The sequence below is a fragment of the Bibersteinia trehalosi genome (assembly GCF_004346205.1).
Classification (GTDB): Bacteria; Pseudomonadota; Gammaproteobacteria; order Enterobacterales; family Pasteurellaceae; genus Bibersteinia; species Bibersteinia trehalosi.
Map to the genome: position 1 here is coordinate 24,399 of NZ_SMAM01000006.1, position 18,909 is coordinate 43,307.

Consider the following 18,909-nt stretch of genomic DNA (forward strand, 5'->3'; position numbering starts at 1 on the left):
TTCCGCTTTTGTTTTTCATGAAAAACCCTACTTTTTACCTTTCTATTCCTTGTTGAAAATGCCATAATACAGCGTTTTTCTGTCTTTCAGAACGGGCAACCGTCTTTGCAAAAAATAGGCAGAAAGCACCCGCTTGTATCGGGTATAAATATGCAAGCTAAGCATTGATATGCAGTCGAAAATTGAGTGTAAGACATAGAAAGCTTGGCATAAAAACATGATACATTCCCTTAGACAGTCGAGAGATTGACTTGCGAATATTCAAGAAACCAAAGGGAAGTTGATAAATCAAAACAATAAAATGAGAAAACACAATGAAAAGAATGTTAATTAATGCCACGCAAAAAGAAGAGTTGCGTGTAGCCCTCGTTGATGGGCAAAGATTGTTCGACTTGGATATCGAAAGCCCAGGACACGAACAGAAAAAAGCTAATATCTACAAAGGAAAAATTACCCGTGTCGAGCCAAGTTTAGAGGCTGCATTCGTTGATTATGGTGCTGAACGTCACGGTTTCCTCCCATTAAAAGAAATTTCCCGTGAATACTTCCCACAAGGTTATGTATTCCAAGGCCGCCCAAATATCAAAGATATTATTCAAGAAGGGCAGGAAGTTATTGTTCAAGTGAGCAAAGAAGAGCGAGGCAATAAAGGTGCAGCATTAACCACCTTTATCTCCCTTGCGGGCAGTTATCTTGTCTTAATGCCAAACAATCCTCGTGCAGGCGGCATTTCTCGTCGTATTGAAGGCGATGAGCGTTTAGAGTTAAAAGAAGCATTAGATTGCTTAGATGTGCCAGAAGACGTAGGACTTATTGTGCGTACTGCGGGTGTTGGTAAATCACCTGAAGAGTTGCAATGGGACTTAAAAGTGCTGTTGCACCATTGGGAGGCTATCAAGAAAGCGGCTGAATCTCGCCCTGCGCCATTCTTAATCCACCAAGAAAGCGATGTGATTGTACGTGCAATCCGTGATTATCTTCGTCGTGATATTGGTGAGATCTTAATTGATAGCAAAAAAGTATTTGAGAAAGCCAAAAATCATATCCGCTTAGTTCGCCCTGATTTTATCAACCGTGTTCGTTTATACGAAGGCGAAGTGCCGTTATTTAGTCATTATCAAATTGAATCGCAAATCGAATCAGCATTCCAGCGTGAAGTGCGTTTGCCATCAGGTGGATCAATTGTGATTGATGTCACTGAAGCATTAACTGCAATTGATATCAACTCTGCGCGTGCAACCCGTGGGGGAGATATCGAAGAAACGGCATTAAATACGAATTTAGAAGCGGCAGATGAAATTGCTCGCCAATTGCGTTTGCGTGACTTAGGCGGTCTAATTGTAATTGATTTTATTGATATGACCCCTGTGCGTCACCAGCGCGAAGTAGAAAACCGTATTCGTGAAGCGACTCGTCAAGACCGTGCGAGAATTCAATTTGGCCGAATTTCTCGTTTCGGCTTGCTTGAAATGAGTCGTCAGCGCTTAAGCCCATCATTAAGTGAAGCATCAAGTCATGTTTGTCCTCGCTGTCAGGGTACGGGTAAAGTACGTGATAATGAATCCATCGCACTTTCAATTTTACGTTTAGTCGAAGAAGAAGCGATTAAAGAAAATTCAGCACAAATTCATAGTATTGTGCCAGTACAGATTGCAACGTATTTACTTAATGAAAAACGTAAAGCGATCAGCGATATTGAAAAACGTCATGATGTACAAGTGATTGTTGTACCAAGTGAAAGTATGGAAACCCCGCACTTTAGCGTTTATCGCCTACGTGAAAATGAAATTGTGCCAGCACTTAGCTATGATTTAGCGAAGCGTTATCAAGATCGCCAAGAAGAGCAAATGCCGCACAGCCATTCAGATGAAGCGTTAGTGACTCGCAATGAACCGGTGATCACTGTTGAAAGCGTGCTACAAAATGCGGAATTAAATATTCAGCCAGCACCAACGCCAGTTAAACCAGCTAAGCCATCGCTACTGAGCCGTTTCTTTGCGGCAATTAAAGGTTTCTTTGCTGAGGAAGAAGAGAAAGCGCCAGAGAAAAAAACGCGTAATAAAACACGTAATCAGCGCGATCGCCGTAATCAGCGTCGTGAACGCCCAAATCGCGAGCGTAACCCAGAACGTAATGAGCGTAATGCTGTGCAAGCGGTTAAAAATGAAGAAAAATCTGCAAATATTAGCGAACCGAAAAAGCGTCGTGAGATTGTGGAAGAGATTGCTGGTAGCTCACCGCAAGCCGAGCAACAAGCAAAAGTAGCAGAACGCCGTCAGCGCCGTGAACTGCGTAAAAAAGTGCGAATTGAAGCAGCACCAGCGGTGGATGCAGGAGTAGTTGAACCGCGTGTTGAAAAAAATGAGCTAGAGACGACATCTGTCGCACCGGTAGCAAATGTTACGCTTGCCGAAGTCGTGATTCCTGAGGCAAAAGCCGATACATTGGAAATGAAAGGCGAAAATGACAATCGTGAAAATGGACGTCGTAGAATGCCACGTCACTTACGAGTGGGTAATCAACGTCGTCGTGAGCGTCGTGAAACAAGCCAAGTTGTCGCGCCAATGCCATTAACGGCTGCTGTAATGTCGCCAGAACTGGCTAGTGGTAAAGTTAGTGTTGCCTTAGCGAATACAAAAGTAGAAGAGAAACCGAGTTTCTTATCTGTTGATGAGATGCTGCAGCAAGAGCAAGTTGTTGTTACAACAGCAGAAACAGAAAACGCGACACATCAAGAATCTGCTCAGCCTTTCGTTGATTTCGTCACTCAAGGTACAAACCGTGACTTAGTGAAAGAAAACAAAGAGCGTAAAGAGCAAACTCGCGCTCAAACGGATGAGCATGTCACAAAATCGGTAAAACCAGAAATGCCAACTGCACAACCATTTGGTTTAGTGGTTAGTCAGCCGAGTACTCGTGATTTAGTGAAAGAAAACCATGAGCGTCGTGGTATTCCTGCAGGAAGCGCAAATTCTGTGGCGGCTCAGACTGTAGCAGACACAGAACTTGCACCAATGGACATGCCAACGTCCACTTATCAAAGTGAATACCAATTTAGCGGTAAACTTGGAACGGTGTCTCGTGTAGAACATACTACCGCAGAGAAAACCTTGGCTGCAGCGCCAAGTGAAGAAATCCATTTAGTTCAACTACATGAGTGGCAACATTCAAAATACTATTTCTTCGGTAAAGGCTTTGGTGGGCACACTAGCGCAATGAGCCATGTTTATTCGGTTGCGAGACAGCCTGAGTAAAATTCATGCAAATGATATGGTTCGAATGAACTATTATTCGAACCATTACTCTAAGACTAGTATTTTTTATACTTTAATAAGGACTCTTTTTTATGAAAAAATCACTCTTAGCATTAGTATTCGGTGCAGCATTGACATTAACTGCTTGTGATCAAGCAAAGGAAACAGCAAAAGATGTTAAACAAGCTGCAGAAGCCGCAACAGCAGAAGTAAAAGAAACTGTTGCTGAAGCAAAAGATGCCGTAGTAGAAAAAGCAGGAGAAGCCAAAGCTGTTGTTGCGGAAGCTAAAGATTCTGCAACAGCAAAAGTGGAAGATGTGAAAGAGGCTGTTTCAAATGCCGCAACAGAAGTGAAAGAAGCGGCGGTTGCTAAAGTTGAAGAAGTAAAAGAAGCAGCAACTAATGCAGTGGCAGATGCAAAAGAAACGGCAGTTGCGAAAGTTGAAGCGGCAAAAGAAGCTGCAACTAATGCGGTAGTGGATGCAAAAGATGCAGCAACAGCAAAAGTTGAAGAAGCAAAAGAAACTGCAACTAACGCAGTGGCAGATGTAAAAGAAGCGGCAGCAGCGAAAGTTGAAGCAGCAAAAGAAACTGCAACTAACGCAGTGGCAGATGCAAAAGAAGCGGCAGCAGCGAAAGTTGAAGCAGCAAAAGAAACTGCAACTAGTGCAGTAGCAGATGCAAAAGATGCTGCAGCAGAGAAAGTTGAAGCAGTTAAAGGTGCTGCAACTGATGCGATGAAAGCAGTAAGTGATAAAGCAGAAGAAGTAAAATCTGCGGTAGAAAGCAAATAATTTTAACTTGAAATAAGGCGTAGATAAGTTTCTACGCCTTTTATTTATGAGGATAAAAATGAGAAAATCACTGTTAGCATTGAGTGTATTGGGCTCAGCAGTTGCGCTTACTGCTTGTGATAACGGAAAAACCGAACTGCAAGCAGAAGTACAACATCTTAAAGCACAATTAAGTGAGCTACAAAAAACAAGCGATGAGAAAATTGCAGAAATCCGCAAAGAAGCTGAAGATGAAATTGCAATAGCCCAAAGGTTAGCGGATGAAAAAGTAGCGGCTGCACAGAAAAATCTTGAAGAAAAATTAGCAAGCTTACAAAAAGAAGTAGAAGCTGCTAAAAAAGAAGCAGAACAAGCACGGAAAGAAGCAAATGAAAAGAAAGATAAACTTTCTGATGCTCTAAATGGTTTGAAAGAAAGTTTTGGTCATTCTATGAATGAGGCAAAATCAGCCGTTGCTGATAAGATGAATAGTTTCGGCAAAGTGATTCAGAATGTGGCATCAGAGTTACAATCTGATGATAAAGAGATAGGTAAAATGCTTGAAAAAGCGGTTTCTGATGTGAAAAAAGAGTTAGCGGCAGATGCTGCTACATTAGAAGCAAAACCTGAAACAAAAAGTGAGTAGTCCACATACATTGCCCGCTTTTAAGCGGGCTTCATTTAAAGTATCAAAGCAACTTATTTTGCTAATTTAATCAACACGCCACTTCCTGGTATAAAGGAACTTGCTGCTTCAGCAGCAATATCAATAATCACTTCTTTAAATTTCTCATTAGATAAAAGCTCAATATTTTGCTCATTTTCGAGTCGCTCCCCATTTACGGCATTAATACGCATATAAACAGTTTCTTGAGTCGATTTTTTATAACATTTGAAAATATGTATTGGCACTAAATAAAGTTCAAATTTACGGTAACGAATAGTATCACTAATAATTCTGTGTGATTTTATTTCAGCCAATAATCGTGTATTAATTTTTTGTACCATATCTACTTTTGATAGAGCAGGTTTAATTAATTTATCATTATCTAAAGCAAAATCATATTTTTTGGGCTTAAATTTATTAATGAAATGGTTATGAAAGTTTTCGTCAGTCAGACCATTTTCATTATCAAATATTTGTGAAAGAATATTTTCTCGGACACAGCTTTCAGTAAATTTTAAGGTAATATTACCATTATCTACTGGATAAGAGGCTACTTGCATAGAATCATCACGAATAATACTGATGTTTTTGGCATCTGTATTAGAAATAGTGATTTTCTCTTCCCTATTATATTCATATTCAGTATGGCGTTCAGCCATAATTTTCCAGTAAGATTTCAAAAAACAACCTTCATAAGAAATATCAATATCATCATTTTCTTGCGAGGTATTCTTATTGACAAAACTTTTAATAAATTTTGTTGTTCTATTTTTGAGCATATCCAGTTTGCCAAAAGCTTCTTCTTTTAGCTTGGTTGCTTCGTTAATAGCTGCATCTTTACTGTAAATTTCTTTAAATTTAAAAATTTCTGTGGGAGGAATGGCTTCAAATTGTGTTTGCGTTGGAATTTCTGTTAAAGACATTTTCATATTCCTTAATATATTAAAGCGGTCGAAATATTGTAAATTTTTACAAAAATCCGACCGCTTGTTAATTAATTACAGGGTTTCAATTTCTTGATATTGCTGCTGTAATTTGGCAAGTCCGTCTAAGTAGCCTTGCATTTTTTCACGCTCTTTGGCGATAACTTGCTCAGGAGCTTTGGCAACAAAGGCTTCGTTTGAGAGTTTGCCTTCAATGCGAGCCACTTCACCTTTGAGTTTATCCATCTCTTTGGTTAAGCGTGCGAGTTCGGCTTCTTTGTTGATAAAGCCTGCCATTGGGATCAAGATCTCACCATTTGCCACCAGTTTTGCCACCGATAGCGGTGCGTTCTCGCCATTTTCCAGCACTTTCACGCTATCTAATTTCGCCATTGATTTGAGCAATACTTCGTTAGCGTTCAAGATTGCAACTTCGTTCGCTGAGAAGTTACGGGCGATTAAATCTAAGCCTTTGCTTGGGGCAATGTTGCTTTCTGCACGAATGTTACGCACCGCCACAATCACCTCTTTGATGAAGTTGATTTGTGCTTCTGCGGTTTTATCAATGCGTGTAGCGTCCACTTTCGGGAATGCTTGAAGCATAATGGTATCCGCTTCAATTCCCACAAAGCCTTTCACTTTCTGCCAGATTTCTTCAGTAATAAACGGCATTACTGGGTGGATTAAACGTAGAAGTTTTTCCAATACGTTTACCAACGTGCGACTTGCCCCACGACGTTGGGCATCTGTACCTTTGAAGAAAATTGGTTTGGTTAGCTCTAAATACCAGTCGCAGAATTGATCCCAAGTAAATTCGTAGATCGCATTTGCCACTAAGTCAAAACGGTATTGGGCAAGAGCGGTGCGGAAAGTTTCCACCGTGCGGTTGAATTGGCTTTCAATCCAACGATCGGCAAGGCTAAATTCCACTTCACCTTCACTTAAATCTAACTTATCGTTAGTCAGCACATAACGGCTGGCATTCCACAATTTATTGCAGAAGTTACGATAGCCTTCTAGACGTTTCATATCCCAGTTGATGTCTCGACCGTTACTTGCTAATGCCGCAAGGGTGAAACGTAGAGCATCTGTACCGTGTGCTGCAATGCCGTCAGCAAATTCTTTGCGGGTTGCCTTAGCAATTTTTTCCGCTAGTTGCGGCTGCATCATATTGCCGGTGCGTTTTTCGAGCAAATCGTCGAGGCTGATGCCGTCAATCATATCAATCGGGTCTAAAACGTTCCCTTTCGATTTCGACATTTTCTGCCCTTGCTCGTCACGGATCAAGCCCGTCACATACACGGTTTTGAACGGCACTTGCGGTTTGCCGTTTTCATCTTTGATGAAGTGCATCGTGAACATAATCATTCGAGCAACCCAGAAGAAGATGATGTCGAAACCGGTAATCAGCACATCGGTCGGGTGGAACATTTTCAGCTCTTTGGTGTTTTCAGGCCAGCCGAGCGTTGAGAATGTCCAAAGTCCTGACGAGAACCAAGTATCCAGTACGTCTTCATCTTGTTTTAATGGTAAGTCCGCAGGCAAGTTGTGTTTCGCGCGCACTTCCGCTTCATCTCGTGCTACATAAACATTGCCTTGCTCGTCATACCATGCCGGAATGCGATGTCCCCACCAAAGTTGGCGAGAGATACACCAGTCTTGAATATCACGCATCCAAGAGAAATAGAGGTTTTCGTACTGTTTCGGCACGAATTGGATTTCGCCGTCTTCCACCGCTTTGGTAGCGACTTCGGCAAGCGGTTTTACGCTCACATACCATTGATCGGTGAGCATCGGCTCAATCGGCACGCCGCCACGGTCACCATACGGCACTTTTAAGTCGTGCGGTTTGATTTGATCTAAAAGACCGAGGGCTTCAAAGTCGGCAACGATTTTCTTACGCGCAGCAAAACGTTCTAAGCCTTGATACTCGGCAGGAATTGGGGCGGCATAGTCCGCAAGCGGTTTACCGTCAGTGCCGATAATTTCCGCTTCCGCACGAATATCCGCATTCAAGGTCATTACATTCACCATCGGCAGTGAATGACGTTTACCCACTTCATAGTCGTTGAAATCGTGGGCAGGGGTAATTTTCACCACGCCCGTACCGAACTCACGATCCACATACTCATCGGCAATAATCGGGATTTCACGGTTAGCAAGCGGCAGAATTACGCTCTTACCAATCAAGGCTTGATAACGCTCATCTTCAGGGTGAACCGCAACCGCAGTATCGCCCAACATGGTTTCAGGACGGGTCGTTGCCACCACTAAGTAATCTAAACCGTCAGCGGTTTTCGCACCGTTGGCGAGCGGATAGCGGAAATGCCACAGCGAGCCTTTGCTCTCTTTGTTTTCCACTTCCAAATCAGAAATCGCGGTATGCAGTTTCGGATCCCAGTTTACCAGGCGTTTGCCACGGTAAATCAAGCCCTCTTCGTGTAAGCGAACGAACACTTCTTTCACCGCATTAGACAAGCCCTCGTCCATTGTAAAACGCTCACGATCCCAGTCAATCGAGTTGCCCAAGCGACGCATTTGCTGGCTGATTGTGCCGCCCGAATAGGCTTTCCAATCCCAAATTTTGTTGATAAACGCCTCACGCCCGTAATCGTGGCGGGTTTTGCCCTCTTCCGCAGCGATTTTACGCTCCACCACCATTTGGGTTGCAATCCCCGCATGGTCAGTCCCTGTTTGCCAAAGGGTATTGTTGCCCTCCATACGGTTAAAGCGAATCAGCGTATCCATCAACGTCTGCTGGAAAGCGTGCCCCATATGCAACGAACCCGTTACATTCGGCGGCGGAATAGCGATACAGTAGCTTGGAACATTCGGGTTTTCATTCGGCTTAAAATAGCCTTGCGATTCCCAGTGTTGGTAGAGCGCTTGCTCTACGGCGGAAGGGTTAAAACGGTCTTCCATTGTGAATTGTTTTGTCATTGGTTTTTCTCTTTTTTAATTTTATCTATTACTATTAAATTTCATAATGTTCTGAAATTTTACTCCATATCTTATGTAAGTAATCGAAATCTAGTTTTCCATTGTAAGTTACCAATGAGATATCAGAAACTTTTTGATATTCATCATATAATTGGTTTTGTTCATTTTCATAATGTTTTTTAAAAAACTCATCATTTTTAGGTACAGGGTATTTGCCTGCCCATAAAGTATATTCAGACAATATATCTAATAAATTAAATTCTTCTTTAGATAATTTTATACCAGCTTGTATAGCCAAGCTTCTCAGCTTGTGAGTATATTCAAAATCAATATTTTTCTGCTTTAAAATAGATTTAATTAATAATTCAAAAGCCATCCCCATTAACATCTTATATACATTCCAACAGAAAGGTTTTCTATTTAAATTATCCCACAAGACTTTAGCAGAAATGAGTAAATCTCCTGATCTTGAACGCCAATGCCCGTGCTCACTATTCATTCGAGTATAAGTTTTCTTATATTGTTCTATCATATCTTTTTCTTGTAAAAGTACCCTTTATGAATCAACAAAATCTTGTTTAAATTGAGCCACTTGTAACCCCACACGAGCCGTGTGGGGTTACGCATAGCCGAGCCACTTTGTGGCTCTAAGTTACAGCTCCAAAGGAGCTGAGATTATTTAGCCTAGCACGGCTCGTGCTAGGTGATTTCCAATGCATCACGCAAAGTTGATTTGCCCGCACCATTCGTACTGCAGTAGAAAATCGCTAAACTATTGTGCATATTTGATCACTTTTTCCGTACCGTCAGGATAATGCTGAATCAAATCTCCATTCTCACGGCGGTAAGTCAGCACTTCGTGTTTTTTCTTTTCTTCAAACCAAGCAGTGAAGAGAATATCTAGCTCTTGTTGTTTCCTAAGTAGTTCTTCTTTTAAAGTCATCACCTATTCCCCTTGCTCTTCATCAGGCTGCTGCCCATCGTGCTTTTTCCAAACACATTCGTCCATTCGCATTTCGCTGAACACTGCCGTAAAAGACGAATTTTCCGGGCTGCACGCATATAAGCCGAAGCGGATTTTGTCTGTGGCTTTGTTCAAATGGCAAATGCGAATTTGGGCAAAATGTACTCCGTCTTGGGAACACTCAATCCGAAAATCGTCTTTCCTACGGCTTAGACGATACCACATCTGTTTGATATTTAAGCCGATTTCGGTGGTTGCCCAATCCGAGTAGCCATTATTGGTGACTACCGAGCCTAAATGCTGAAACTGTTCATTTTCATATTCAACCGATGCTTTAAGCCAATTTTCACTATCTAGGTAAAGCACTATACCACACTGATCAAAACGCTGTTTTGCACTGCTGAAATCGGTTTTCACGACGAAAGAAAAGTACGGTTCCACAGTTTCAAATTGCAACATTGGAGCATTATCATTTTGAAAATGGTAGTAAGTTTTCTGCCACAAATCGGTATGCGGTTCGGTGGTGATTTCTACTGAATTTTCTGTGATAACAAACTGTTTTGGTGGGTTGAGCCACTGTAATTTTTGTGTATCAAACATCATTTTTCACCATATCCAAATGCGGTATCCCATCTTCCAAATACACTTCTGAAACCGCTTTAAAACCAAAGCCTTCATAGAACGCTTGCAGGTAACTTTGGGCTTGGGCGTGAATGGGTTGAGCAGGGAAATGCTCTTGGCAGTAAGCTATCGCTTTTTGTACCAATTCTCTTGCCAGTCCTGAACTACGAGCCTCTTTGACTACCAACACTCTGCCTATATGCACGCTATCATCACTTGGAATTAAACGGCAGTAAGCGGTGAGTTTTTTTGCATTTTTTGCAAAGAAATGCACCGCTTGTAAGTCTTTATAGTCCACTTCTTGGTAAGCACAATTTTGTTCAACCACAAATACCGCCGTGCGAGCGTAGTAGATCTCAAACAGGTCTAATGAACTTAATTCAGCAAATGTTTTTGCGTGCCACTGCATTAGGCATTCTCCGTGCTTAATTGCCAGCCCATTTGGCGATATTGTTTATAACGTTCACGAGCAATCGCTTTTTCAGCTTCATCGGTTGGTACAAAATCAATCACTTGATTAAAACTGGCAATAAAATCGGGGATTTGGCGTTGCAAGCTAATCAAAACATCTCGGCGTTGCGCATTACGTTTGCCTGCCCATGAGATTTCAATCGGGGTTGGGTAGGGCGTGCTTTCGCCAGATAAATTATGTGGAATAAAATCGTCGGGATTTCTTGCCCAAAGCGCATCATCAATTTGATAGGCTTGTTGTTCTGTTTCACAGGCAATTAACACTTTTTTGCCAGTTCGCCATTGTTTTACGGCTAAATTACATGCCGATTCAGTTATACAATCTTGGCTTAATAGGTAAAAAGTTACTTGTTTCACGCCCGTTATTCCCAATTATCAAAAGTCGGCTATTTTAGCTGAATAATGCTGAAATTAAAACAGAATGCGGCAGTTTATCTGAGAAATAAGTATAAGGAATATTTAGAAGAATGAGAAAGTGGTGGGCGATACCGGTCTCGAACCAGTGACCCCCTCCTTGTAAGGGAGGTGCTCTCCCAACTGAGCTAATCGCCCTTCTCTCGAAATGAAAATCGATATGAAGTTTATGCCTTAAGTCTAAGTGGTGGGCGATACCGGTCTCGAACCAGTGACCCCCTCCTTGTAAGGGAGGTGCTCTCCCAACTGAGCTAATCGCCCACTTGAGACTTAAAACAAAGGGAGTAAACCGAGAGTGGTGGGCGATACCGGTCTCGAACCAGTGACCCCCTCCTTGTAAGGGAGGTGCTCTCCCAACTGAGCTAATCGCCCACATCGGTTTAGTTATTACGACAGTACTTGAAAAGTGGTGGGCGATACCGGTCTCGAACCAGTGACCCCCTCCTTGTAAGGGAGGTGCTCTCCCAACTGAGCTAATCGCCCGTCGCAATGGGGGCGGATTATAGAGATTTGGAAAAATCTCGTCAAATGATTTTTTCAAAAAAATTATTTATTCGGCGGAATTTTCGCCCATTTTTATAAAATTCTGTTAAAATCTCGCCTTTCGTCTGCAAGGAAACATTATGCCATTTCTTCTTTTTATCTTCGGCTTTTTTCTCTACATCTACCTAGAAATTTCGTTATTGGTTTCTGTTGGTTCAAATATCGGAGTGTTACCAATGATTTTGCTGATGGTAGCAATTTCGGTGGTCGGTTTATGGGTGTTAAAGGCTCGTGGTATTTTTACGGCGTGGCAGATTAAAAAACAGCTTGGTGAAGGCAAAATCCCAACTCAGGCAGTTTCATCGTCCATCCTGTTTTTGATTGCTGGGATTTTATTGATTATCCCCGGTTTTATCAGTGATTTTCTTGCGGTACTAGCTTTGTTGCCCTTCTCTCGCAAATTCATTGAAAAACTGGCGAGCCGTTTTATTACCAACAAATTTAAAATTTTCTCTTTTGGCTCAACGGCTTACACGTCTCAATCGCAAGGCACAACCTTTGATGCGGAATTTGAGCGTAAAGCTGATGACGATAAAAGGATAAAATAGTGAATAAATACTCTCTTGCATTGCTGAAAGTCCACGGTACTGCGATTTTCTTTGGGCTTTCTGGCGTATTTGGTGTATTGATAGAAAGCTCATCTGAAGCACTTACTCTTGGTCGGGCGATAATTGCTTTTGCATTCATTGCTTTGTATTTTTTATTCAAAAAGCGACCGCTTACCAAATTAACTTATCAAGAAAAATTAATGCAATTTGTAATGGGAGGATTGCTCGCTTTACATTGGATTAGCTTCTATTTAGGTGTAAAAATTGGCGGTGTTGCGGTTGGTACGCTTGGATTTGCGAGTTTCCCTGCTTTTACTGCGTTATTTGAAATGTTATTTTTTCGGGAGAAACCCCGAGTAAGAGATTTCGTGCTATTGATTGCCATTTCATTCGGTTTAATTTTGATTACACCAGCGTTTGAATTTGGTAATCAAGTGACACAAGGCTTACTTTGGGGCATTTTCTCCGCTTTTTCCTATGGCGTGCTTGCGGTAATGAATCGTCACAGTGCAACTAAACTTTCAGGTGTAGAAAGTAGCTTATGGCAATATCTTGCGATTATGCTGATTTTATTACCGTTTTATAGCGGTGAACTCTTCTTTGCAAGCCTTTCCGACTGGTTTTGGATTGGCTGTATCGGTGTATTTTGCACCACTTTTGCCTATACGCTTTATGTTTCTAGCCTTGATACGATTAACGCTCGCACAGCCGCAATGATTATTTCGCTTGAACCCGTGTATGCCATTTTGGTCGCTTGGCTTTGGTTTGATGACGTACCAAGTTTAAAAATGGTTTTAGGTGGTGCTTTGATTATTGGAGCGGTAGCGTGGGCAAATTTGAAAAAATAGTTCTATTTCACAAACAACGTCACACTTTCCAAATGCCCCGTATGCGGAAACATATCAATCATTGCGGATTTTTCAATACGGTAGCCATTAGCGATCAGTTTTTGGGCATCTCGCACAAGCGTTGCAGGGTTGCAGGATACATAGACGATACGGCTTGGCTTGAGATCGCAGAGGTGATCTAAGCAGAATAATGCACCATGACGAGCGGGATCAAGCAGCACTTTATCAAATGCCTCTTTTGCCCACGCTTGTTCAATAAAAGGCTGGTCGAGATTAGTTTGGTAGAATTCTGCATTTTTTAACCCGCTTGTCTGGGCATTTTGGCGAGCCTGAAGTACCATTGCCTCAACGCCTTCTACACCAACTACTTGCTGAGCTTGTTGAGCAATTGGTAAGGTAAAATTCCCCATTCCACAAAAGAGATCCAAAACGCGTTCTGATCCTGACAAATCAAGCCAATTTATCGCTGTTTCAACCATTTTAGGGTTTAATTCACGATTAACTTGAATAAAATCTCGAATCGAAAAATGCAGCTTTAAGCCTTGAATTTCGTAATAAGGAGCTTCACCCCGCCACTGTTCAATCAGATCTTGTTCATACATGACAAATAGCATTAATTGATGATGTTCGGCAAAATCTCTTAGTTTTTGCTGATCACGAGGTGCAATTGCACCAATGTGGCGTAATAACAGAGCAATGCCATTATCCGCTTGCACAAGCTCTAAGTGCCCAAGCTGTTTTTTATTTTCCCATTGCTGTAGCAGTATTTGAATCTTCGGCAGTAAAGCTGAAAGCTCGGGCTCTAACACCTGGCATTGGTTGATGTGGATAATATCTTGTGAGCCAGCTTGGCGAAAGCCAATAGCCAGTTGATTTTTTTGTAAAGCAATGCTTAATCTTGCGCGCCGGCGATAACCTTCGCTATTGCCAACAATCATGGGCTGAAAGTCAATGGCTTCAGCTTGTAATTTTTGCAGACGCTGAAACAGTGAATTTTGTTTTGTTTGGCGTTGCATCTCCAATGGAATATGCTGCATTTGACAACCGCCACACTGCGAATAAACTGGGCAGAAAGGGGATTGGCGTTTTGCAGATTTTTGCAAAATTTCGACCGCTTGTGCGCGGCCATACTGGCGTTTTTCTTCTAATACTTTGGCTCTTACGCGCTCATTTGGTAGCGCATTTTCAATAAACCACGTTTTGCCATTTAGTTTGGCAACACCTAAGCCTTGATAATCTAAATTTTGAATTTGAAATACTGGGCAAGCGGTGGTTTTGGGCGATTTTTTTGCCAATTTGTCGGAATAAAACAGTGCCATTGGATTAAATTTGAACAGTGAAAATAAAGCGCGTATTATAGCGGGAAATTGGTAAGAAAGGGGAAGCTTTATGACTGACACAATCTGGACAGCACGTATTTCTGAAAGCCATCAGCGTGAGAAAGATCACCGTTCGCCATTCCAGCGTGATCGTGGGCGGATTTTGCATTCAGAAGCTTTTCGTTGTTTGCAAGCGAAAACGCAAATTCATGCGGTTGGCGAAGATGATTTCTATCGTACACGCCTAACACACTCCTTAGAAGTTGCTCAAATTGGTAGTAGTTTACGTGCAAAATTAGTAGGTGATGTGAGTGGCTTTCAAGCGCTGGCAAAAGAGCAAAAATCTGTAAAAGAGCTAGAAGCGCTGCTGCCTTCTCGTAGTTTAATGGAATCACTCTGTTTTGCCCATGACATTGGGCATCCACCTTTTGGGCACGGTGGCGAAATGGCATTGAATTATAAAATGCGCCAACATGGAGGCTTTGAGGGTAACGCTCAATCATTTCGGATTGTGACGCAGCTTGAGCCCTATACCGCCGATTTGGGAATGAACCTAACGCGGCGTACTTTACTTGGCATTATTAAATATCCTGCTTTTCTTGACCAAACCGCGCCTAGAGAGCCGAAGGCAATGCCTGAAAGTCGTTATATCAATTTGCATAATTTTCCGACTAATAAAGGTCTATACCGCGATGATCAGCGTTTTTTTGATTGGGTGCTTGAGCCGCTTTCTAAGGTTGATCGCCAGCTATTTTGTTTGGTGGCACCGAGCGAAAAAGCAAGCTTTCCTAATAAAACGCTCCATAAATCACTTGATTGTAGTTTGATGGAACTGGCTGATGACATTGCTTATGGGGTACACGATTTAGAAGATGCAATAGTCGGTGGCATGGTAACACCACAAACGTGGCAATACGCTGAATATGAATTTGAAAAGTGCCAGTCGCAATGGATTAAAAACCGTTTACCAAGTTTGCGAGAAAAACTCTTTTCTCTTCACCGCTACGAGCGTAAAGATGTCATTGGTGCGCTGGTAAATTATTTTGTCACCAATGTGCAGTGGAAAGTGAATGATGCGTTTAGTGAGCCGTTACTTCGTTATAATGCCGAGCTACCAAAAGAGGTGCGGGAAGTGCTAGCTGTACTAAAAAATTTCGTTTACCAATATGTGATTTGTGATGTAAAAACACAGCGAGTGGAATACAAAGGGCAGCGAATTTTAATGGAATTGTTTGATATGCTTTCTGTAGATCCCGCTCGTTTATTACCAAAGCCTATTGCGGAACGCTGGCAAAATGCGGAAGAGAAACTGCGTCCAAGGGTCATTTGTGATTATTTAGCGAGTATGTCGGATGGGCAGGCATTCAAACTATATCAGACGTTATAATAAACAGCAGCAATGCCGGTGGAGTGAAGACGAGCGCCATTATTATGTTTGAGTGTATTTTGAGCTGTTTTGGTTTGAGTGTTCAGCAATTTTGCAAATTTTTTGTAAAATTAAACCGCTTGCACAATAATTTTAAAGTAAAATGCACGGCTTTTTAGTGCGCCCCAGAAATGGAAAATTTATAGAATGGTTTTAGTTTATCGAAATCTATAGAGAGGATGAACTAAAGCCTATTTTCTTTGCACGCTGTTATTTTGGAAATACGATTATTTTTGATTGAGATAAAAAATGAATTTTGTAGTTGGACAACGCTGGATCAGCGAAAGTGAAAATAATTTAGGGCTAGGTATTGTACGGGCGGTGGATGTGCGTACTGTAACGATAGATTTCCCAGCCGCAGATGAACAACGCGTGTATGCGGTGGCTGTGGCGCCATTAACTCGCGTGCAGTTTCAGCAAGGTGATACGGTGAGTAGCGCGGAGGGTTGGCAACTTAGCATCAGTGATGTAGTAGAAAATCAAGGCGTGCTTATTTATTTAGGTAAGCGCTTGGATAGTGATGAAGAAGCGGTGCTGCCGGAAACATTACTGGATCACAAAGTGAGTTTTAGTAAACCACAGGATCGTTTATTCTCTGCTCAAATTGATCGTAGCGATCGATTTGCTTTGCGTTATCGCGCATTGCAGCACCAGCAAGCACAGTTTCAATCACCATTGCGCGGATTACGCGGTATTCGCGCAAGCTTGATTCCACACCAGCTGCATATTGCTCAAGAAGTGGGACAGCGTGTAGCTCCTCGTGTGTTACTTGCCGATGAGGTGGGGTTAGGAAAAACGATTGAAGCTGGCATGATTTTGCAGCAACAGCTTTTCTCTGGCAGAGTAGAGCGAGTGCTGGTGCTTGTGCCTGAAAGCTTACAGCATCAATGGCTGGTGGAAATGCTCCGCCGTTTTAATCTCAATTTCTCGTTATTTGATGAAGAACGCTGTGCAGATTTTGACAGAGAAGAGGCAGAAGGGAGCCAAAATCCATTTGAAACGGAAAGTATGGTAATTGCTTCTATCGATTGGTTGGAAAAATCGCCAAAACGTGCCGAACAAGTGCTGGGAAGTGAATGGGATTTAATGATTATTGATGAAGCACACCATTTAGAGTGGAATGAGCAAGCGCCGAGCCTCGCTTATCGTTTTGTTGAACAGCTTGCTGCCAAAATTCCTGCCGTATTGTTGCTGACGGCAACCCCTGAACAGCTTGGGCAAGAGAGCCACTTTGCCCGTTTGAAATTGCTTGATCCAAACCGTTTCTTTGATTACCAAGAATTTGTCAAAGAACAGCAACAATATCAGCCTGTTGCTGATGCGGTTGCAACATTACTCAATGATGCGCCTTTATCCAACTCAGAGCAGAATGCTATTAGCGAATTATTAAGTGAGCAAGATGTTGAACCAATGTTACGCATTATTAATAGCGATGCGGATATTGAGCAAAAACAGGCGGTACGCCAAGAGCTGATCAGTGAACTTATTGACCGCCATGGCACAAGCCGAGTGTTGTTCCGTAACACGCGTCAAGCTGTTAAAGGCTTCCCACATCGTGAGTATCATCAAATTAATTTAGCGATGCCAAAACAGTACGCTAATGCTCTCAAAGTGATGGGCATGATGAGCGGTAAAAAGCTAGAAGATTTGCTCTATCCTGAACGCCTATTCCAACGAATGAATCCGAATGCGGCTTGGTATGATTTCGATCCACGCATTGAGTGGTTAATTACTTTTCTGAAAAGCCATCGAGATGAGAAAATTTTAGTGATCTGTAAACAAGCAGACACCGCCATTCAGCTTGAACAAGCCCTTAGAGAGAAAGAAGCGATCCGTTCCGCTGTGTTCCACGAAAGAATGACAATTGTCGAACGAGACAAGGCTGCGGCTTACTTTGCTGACTTAGAAGAAGGCGCACAGGTGTTGATCAGCTCCAGTATCGGCTCAGAAGGGCGAAATTTCCAGTTTGCTCGTCATTTAGTGCTGTTTAATCTGCCTGATAATCCTGATTTACTAGAGCAGAGTATTGGGCGTTTAGATCGTATTGGACAAAAACATGATATTCAAATTTATGTACCATGCTTTGAACAATCTGCACAGCATGTGCTTGCGGATTGGTATCACAGTGGGTTGAATGCCTTTGAAGAAACCTGCCCAATGGGGGCGGCACTATTCCGAGAATATGCTGAGCAGCTCAATAGCTATCTGCTTGAGCCACAAGCGGTTGAAAATTTCACTGAATTTGCAAAACAGACCGCCAAACGCCGAGAGCAACTGAAAGCAGAGCTAGAGCAAGGGCGGGATCGTTTATTGGAGCTTAATTCTAATGGTGGCGATTTAGCTCAAGAAACGGCAAATGCGATTGCCGAACAAGATAGCGATCCAAAATTGGTGAGTTTTGCACTAAAACTGTTTGATGTAATTGGGCTTGAACAGGAAGATTTAGGTGAAAAAAGCATTGTGATTAGCCCAACAGGGCATATGCTCGTACCAGATTTCCCAGGGCTTTCGGAAGAAGGAAATACGGTCACTTTTGAACGGGAATTAGCCTTAATGCGTGAAGATGTGCTGTTTTTAACTTGGGATAGCCCAATGATTCGCAACGGTATTGATTTAATTACGGCTGGTGATATTGGTAAATCCGCTGTTTCATTATTGGTGAATAAAAATTTACCTGCTGGAACACTATTACTTGAGGCAATTTATGTCGTGGAAGCACAAGCACCAAAAGGTTTGCAGCTCACTCGCTTCTTGCCACCAACGCCAGTGCGAGTTTTACTGGATAATAAAGGCAACAATCTCGCTGCGCAAGTCTCGTTTACCGGTTTGGAAAAACAGCTGAAACCGATGGGTAAACAGATGGCAAATAAAATTGTGAAAATGGCTCGTTCAGATATTGAGAAATTAATTGCCTTTGGGGAACAGAAAATAGCGCCACTTGCAGAAAATTTAATTATGCAGGCAAAAGCGGAATGTGATCGCAAGTTATCCGCAGAATTACATCGCTTGCAATCGCTCCAAGCAGTGAATAAAAATATTCGCGATGATGAAATTGCAATGTTGGAAAGCATTAAAGCGCAATCGCTTGAACAACTCAATCAAGCAAATTGGCGATTAGATAGCTTGCGATTGATTGTGAGTAATCAAGCATAGAAATTCATCTGAAGTCCTATCAATTAGAGTGTTGTATCTTCAAAT

The 18,909-nt window shown here is 42.1% G+C and carries 15 protein-coding genes and 4 tRNA genes; 7 read left to right on the plus strand and 12 right to left on the minus strand.

All coding sequences use genetic code 11. The features are described 5' to 3' along the window. Positions 1 to 314 precede the first annotated feature (314 nt). The 3 genes from rne (at position 315) to EDC51_RS07135 (ending at position 4,673) form a co-directional block, all read left to right on the plus strand. Positions 315 to 3,254, plus strand: coding sequence for a ribonuclease E (rne, locus tag EDC51_RS07125; protein WP_211335000.1), 2,940 nt, complete (start codon positions 315 to 317; stop codon positions 3,252 to 3,254). Positions 3,255 to 3,346: 92 nt separating this feature from the next. Then, positions 3,347 to 4,048, plus strand: a complete 702-nt coding sequence (locus EDC51_RS07130) for a hypothetical protein (RefSeq protein WP_131928546.1) — start codon at positions 3,347 to 3,349, stop codon at positions 4,046 to 4,048. Between the two features lie 58 nt (positions 4,049 to 4,106). Further along, positions 4,107 to 4,673 carry a hypothetical protein gene (locus EDC51_RS07135; RefSeq protein ID WP_015431815.1) on the plus strand — a complete coding sequence of 189 codons (567 nt, stop codon included), beginning with the start codon at positions 4,107 to 4,109 and terminating at the stop codon, positions 4,671 to 4,673. 53 nt (positions 4,674 to 4,726) lie between these two features. Here the strand turns inward: EDC51_RS07135 and EDC51_RS07140 are convergent, their stop codons facing one another. The 11 genes from EDC51_RS07140 to EDC51_RS07185 all read right to left on the minus strand — a co-directional run bounded on the left by EDC51_RS07140 (position 4,727) and on the right by EDC51_RS07185 (position 11,510). Further along, positions 4,727 to 5,617 carry a hypothetical protein gene (locus EDC51_RS07140; RefSeq protein WP_131928547.1) on the minus strand — a complete coding sequence of 297 codons (891 nt, stop codon included), beginning with the start codon at positions 5,615 to 5,617 and terminating at the stop codon, positions 4,727 to 4,729. A gap of 75 nt (positions 5,618 to 5,692) precedes the next feature. Further along, on the minus strand, positions 5,693 to 8,557 hold the full coding sequence (locus EDC51_RS07145) for a valine--tRNA ligase (protein WP_131928548.1): 2,865 nt from the start codon (positions 8,555 to 8,557) through the stop codon (positions 5,693 to 5,695). A 34-nt stretch (positions 8,558 to 8,591) separates the two neighbouring features. Beyond that, on the minus strand, positions 8,592 to 9,089 hold the full coding sequence (locus EDC51_RS07150; protein WP_131928549.1) for a HEPN domain-containing protein: 498 nt from the start codon (positions 9,087 to 9,089) through the stop codon (positions 8,592 to 8,594). 240 nt (positions 9,090 to 9,329) lie between these two features. Beyond that, positions 9,330 to 9,500 carry a hypothetical protein gene (locus EDC51_RS10865; RefSeq protein ID WP_170169278.1) on the minus strand — a complete coding sequence of 57 codons (171 nt, stop codon included), beginning with the start codon at positions 9,498 to 9,500 and terminating at the stop codon, positions 9,330 to 9,332. Positions 9,501 to 9,503: 3 nt separating this feature from the next. Beyond that, on the minus strand, positions 9,504 to 10,121 hold the full coding sequence (locus EDC51_RS07155) for a DUF1349 domain-containing protein (protein ID WP_131928550.1): 618 nt from the start codon (positions 10,119 to 10,121) through the stop codon (positions 9,504 to 9,506). Further along, a complete protein-coding gene (locus EDC51_RS07160; RefSeq protein WP_131928551.1) occupies positions 10,114 to 10,551 on the minus strand; it encodes a GNAT family N-acetyltransferase in 438 nt (145 codons plus the stop codon). The genes EDC51_RS07155 and EDC51_RS07160 overlap by 8 nt, the downstream gene beginning before the upstream one ends. Continuing rightward, positions 10,551 to 10,970, minus strand: a complete 420-nt coding sequence (locus tag EDC51_RS07165) for a DNA polymerase III subunit chi (protein ID WP_015431823.1) — start codon at positions 10,968 to 10,970, stop codon at positions 10,551 to 10,553. The genes EDC51_RS07160 and EDC51_RS07165 overlap by 1 nt, the downstream gene beginning before the upstream one ends. A 119-nt stretch (positions 10,971 to 11,089) precedes the next feature. Then, positions 11,090 to 11,165: transfer RNA gene (locus EDC51_RS07170), tRNA-Val, on the minus strand. 47 nt (positions 11,166 to 11,212) lie between these two features. Then, positions 11,213 to 11,288, minus strand: a tRNA-Val gene (locus tag EDC51_RS07175). 35 nt (positions 11,289 to 11,323) lie between these two features. Next, a tRNA-Val gene (locus EDC51_RS07180) sits at positions 11,324 to 11,399 on the minus strand. Positions 11,400 to 11,434: 35 nt separating this feature from the next. Continuing rightward, positions 11,435 to 11,510 (minus strand) — tRNA-Val (locus EDC51_RS07185). A gap of 140 nt (positions 11,511 to 11,650) precedes the next feature. Here EDC51_RS07185 and EDC51_RS07190 point away from each other — a divergent pair. Both EDC51_RS07190 and EDC51_RS07195 read left to right on the plus strand, forming a co-directional pair. Further along, positions 11,651 to 12,118, plus strand: coding sequence for an FxsA family protein (locus tag EDC51_RS07190; protein WP_131928552.1), 468 nt, complete (start codon positions 11,651 to 11,653; stop codon positions 12,116 to 12,118). After that, on the plus strand, positions 12,118 to 12,966 hold the full coding sequence (locus EDC51_RS07195; protein WP_015431825.1) for a DMT family transporter: 849 nt from the start codon (positions 12,118 to 12,120) through the stop codon (positions 12,964 to 12,966). The genes EDC51_RS07190 and EDC51_RS07195 overlap by 1 nt, the downstream gene beginning before the upstream one ends. 2 nt (positions 12,967 to 12,968) lie before the next feature. Here the strand turns inward: EDC51_RS07195 and rlmD are convergent, their stop codons facing one another. Next, entirely contained in the window at positions 12,969 to 14,285 is a 1,317-nt protein-coding gene (rlmD, locus tag EDC51_RS07200; RefSeq protein ID WP_131928553.1) for a 23S rRNA (uracil(1939)-C(5))-methyltransferase RlmD, read from the minus strand. 70 nt (positions 14,286 to 14,355) lie between these two features. Here rlmD and EDC51_RS07205 point away from each other — a divergent pair, with 70 nt between their 5' ends. Together EDC51_RS07205 and rapA are read left to right on the plus strand one after the other, a co-directional pair. Next, positions 14,356 to 15,672, plus strand: a complete 1,317-nt coding sequence (locus tag EDC51_RS07205) for an anti-phage deoxyguanosine triphosphatase (RefSeq protein WP_064318317.1) — start codon at positions 14,356 to 14,358, stop codon at positions 15,670 to 15,672. Positions 15,673 to 15,960: 288 nt separating this feature from the next. After that, positions 15,961 to 18,864 carry an RNA polymerase-associated protein RapA gene (gene rapA / locus EDC51_RS07210; protein WP_131928554.1) on the plus strand — a complete coding sequence of 968 codons (2,904 nt, stop codon included), beginning with the start codon at positions 15,961 to 15,963 and terminating at the stop codon, positions 18,862 to 18,864. Positions 18,865 to 18,909 lie beyond the last annotated feature (45 nt).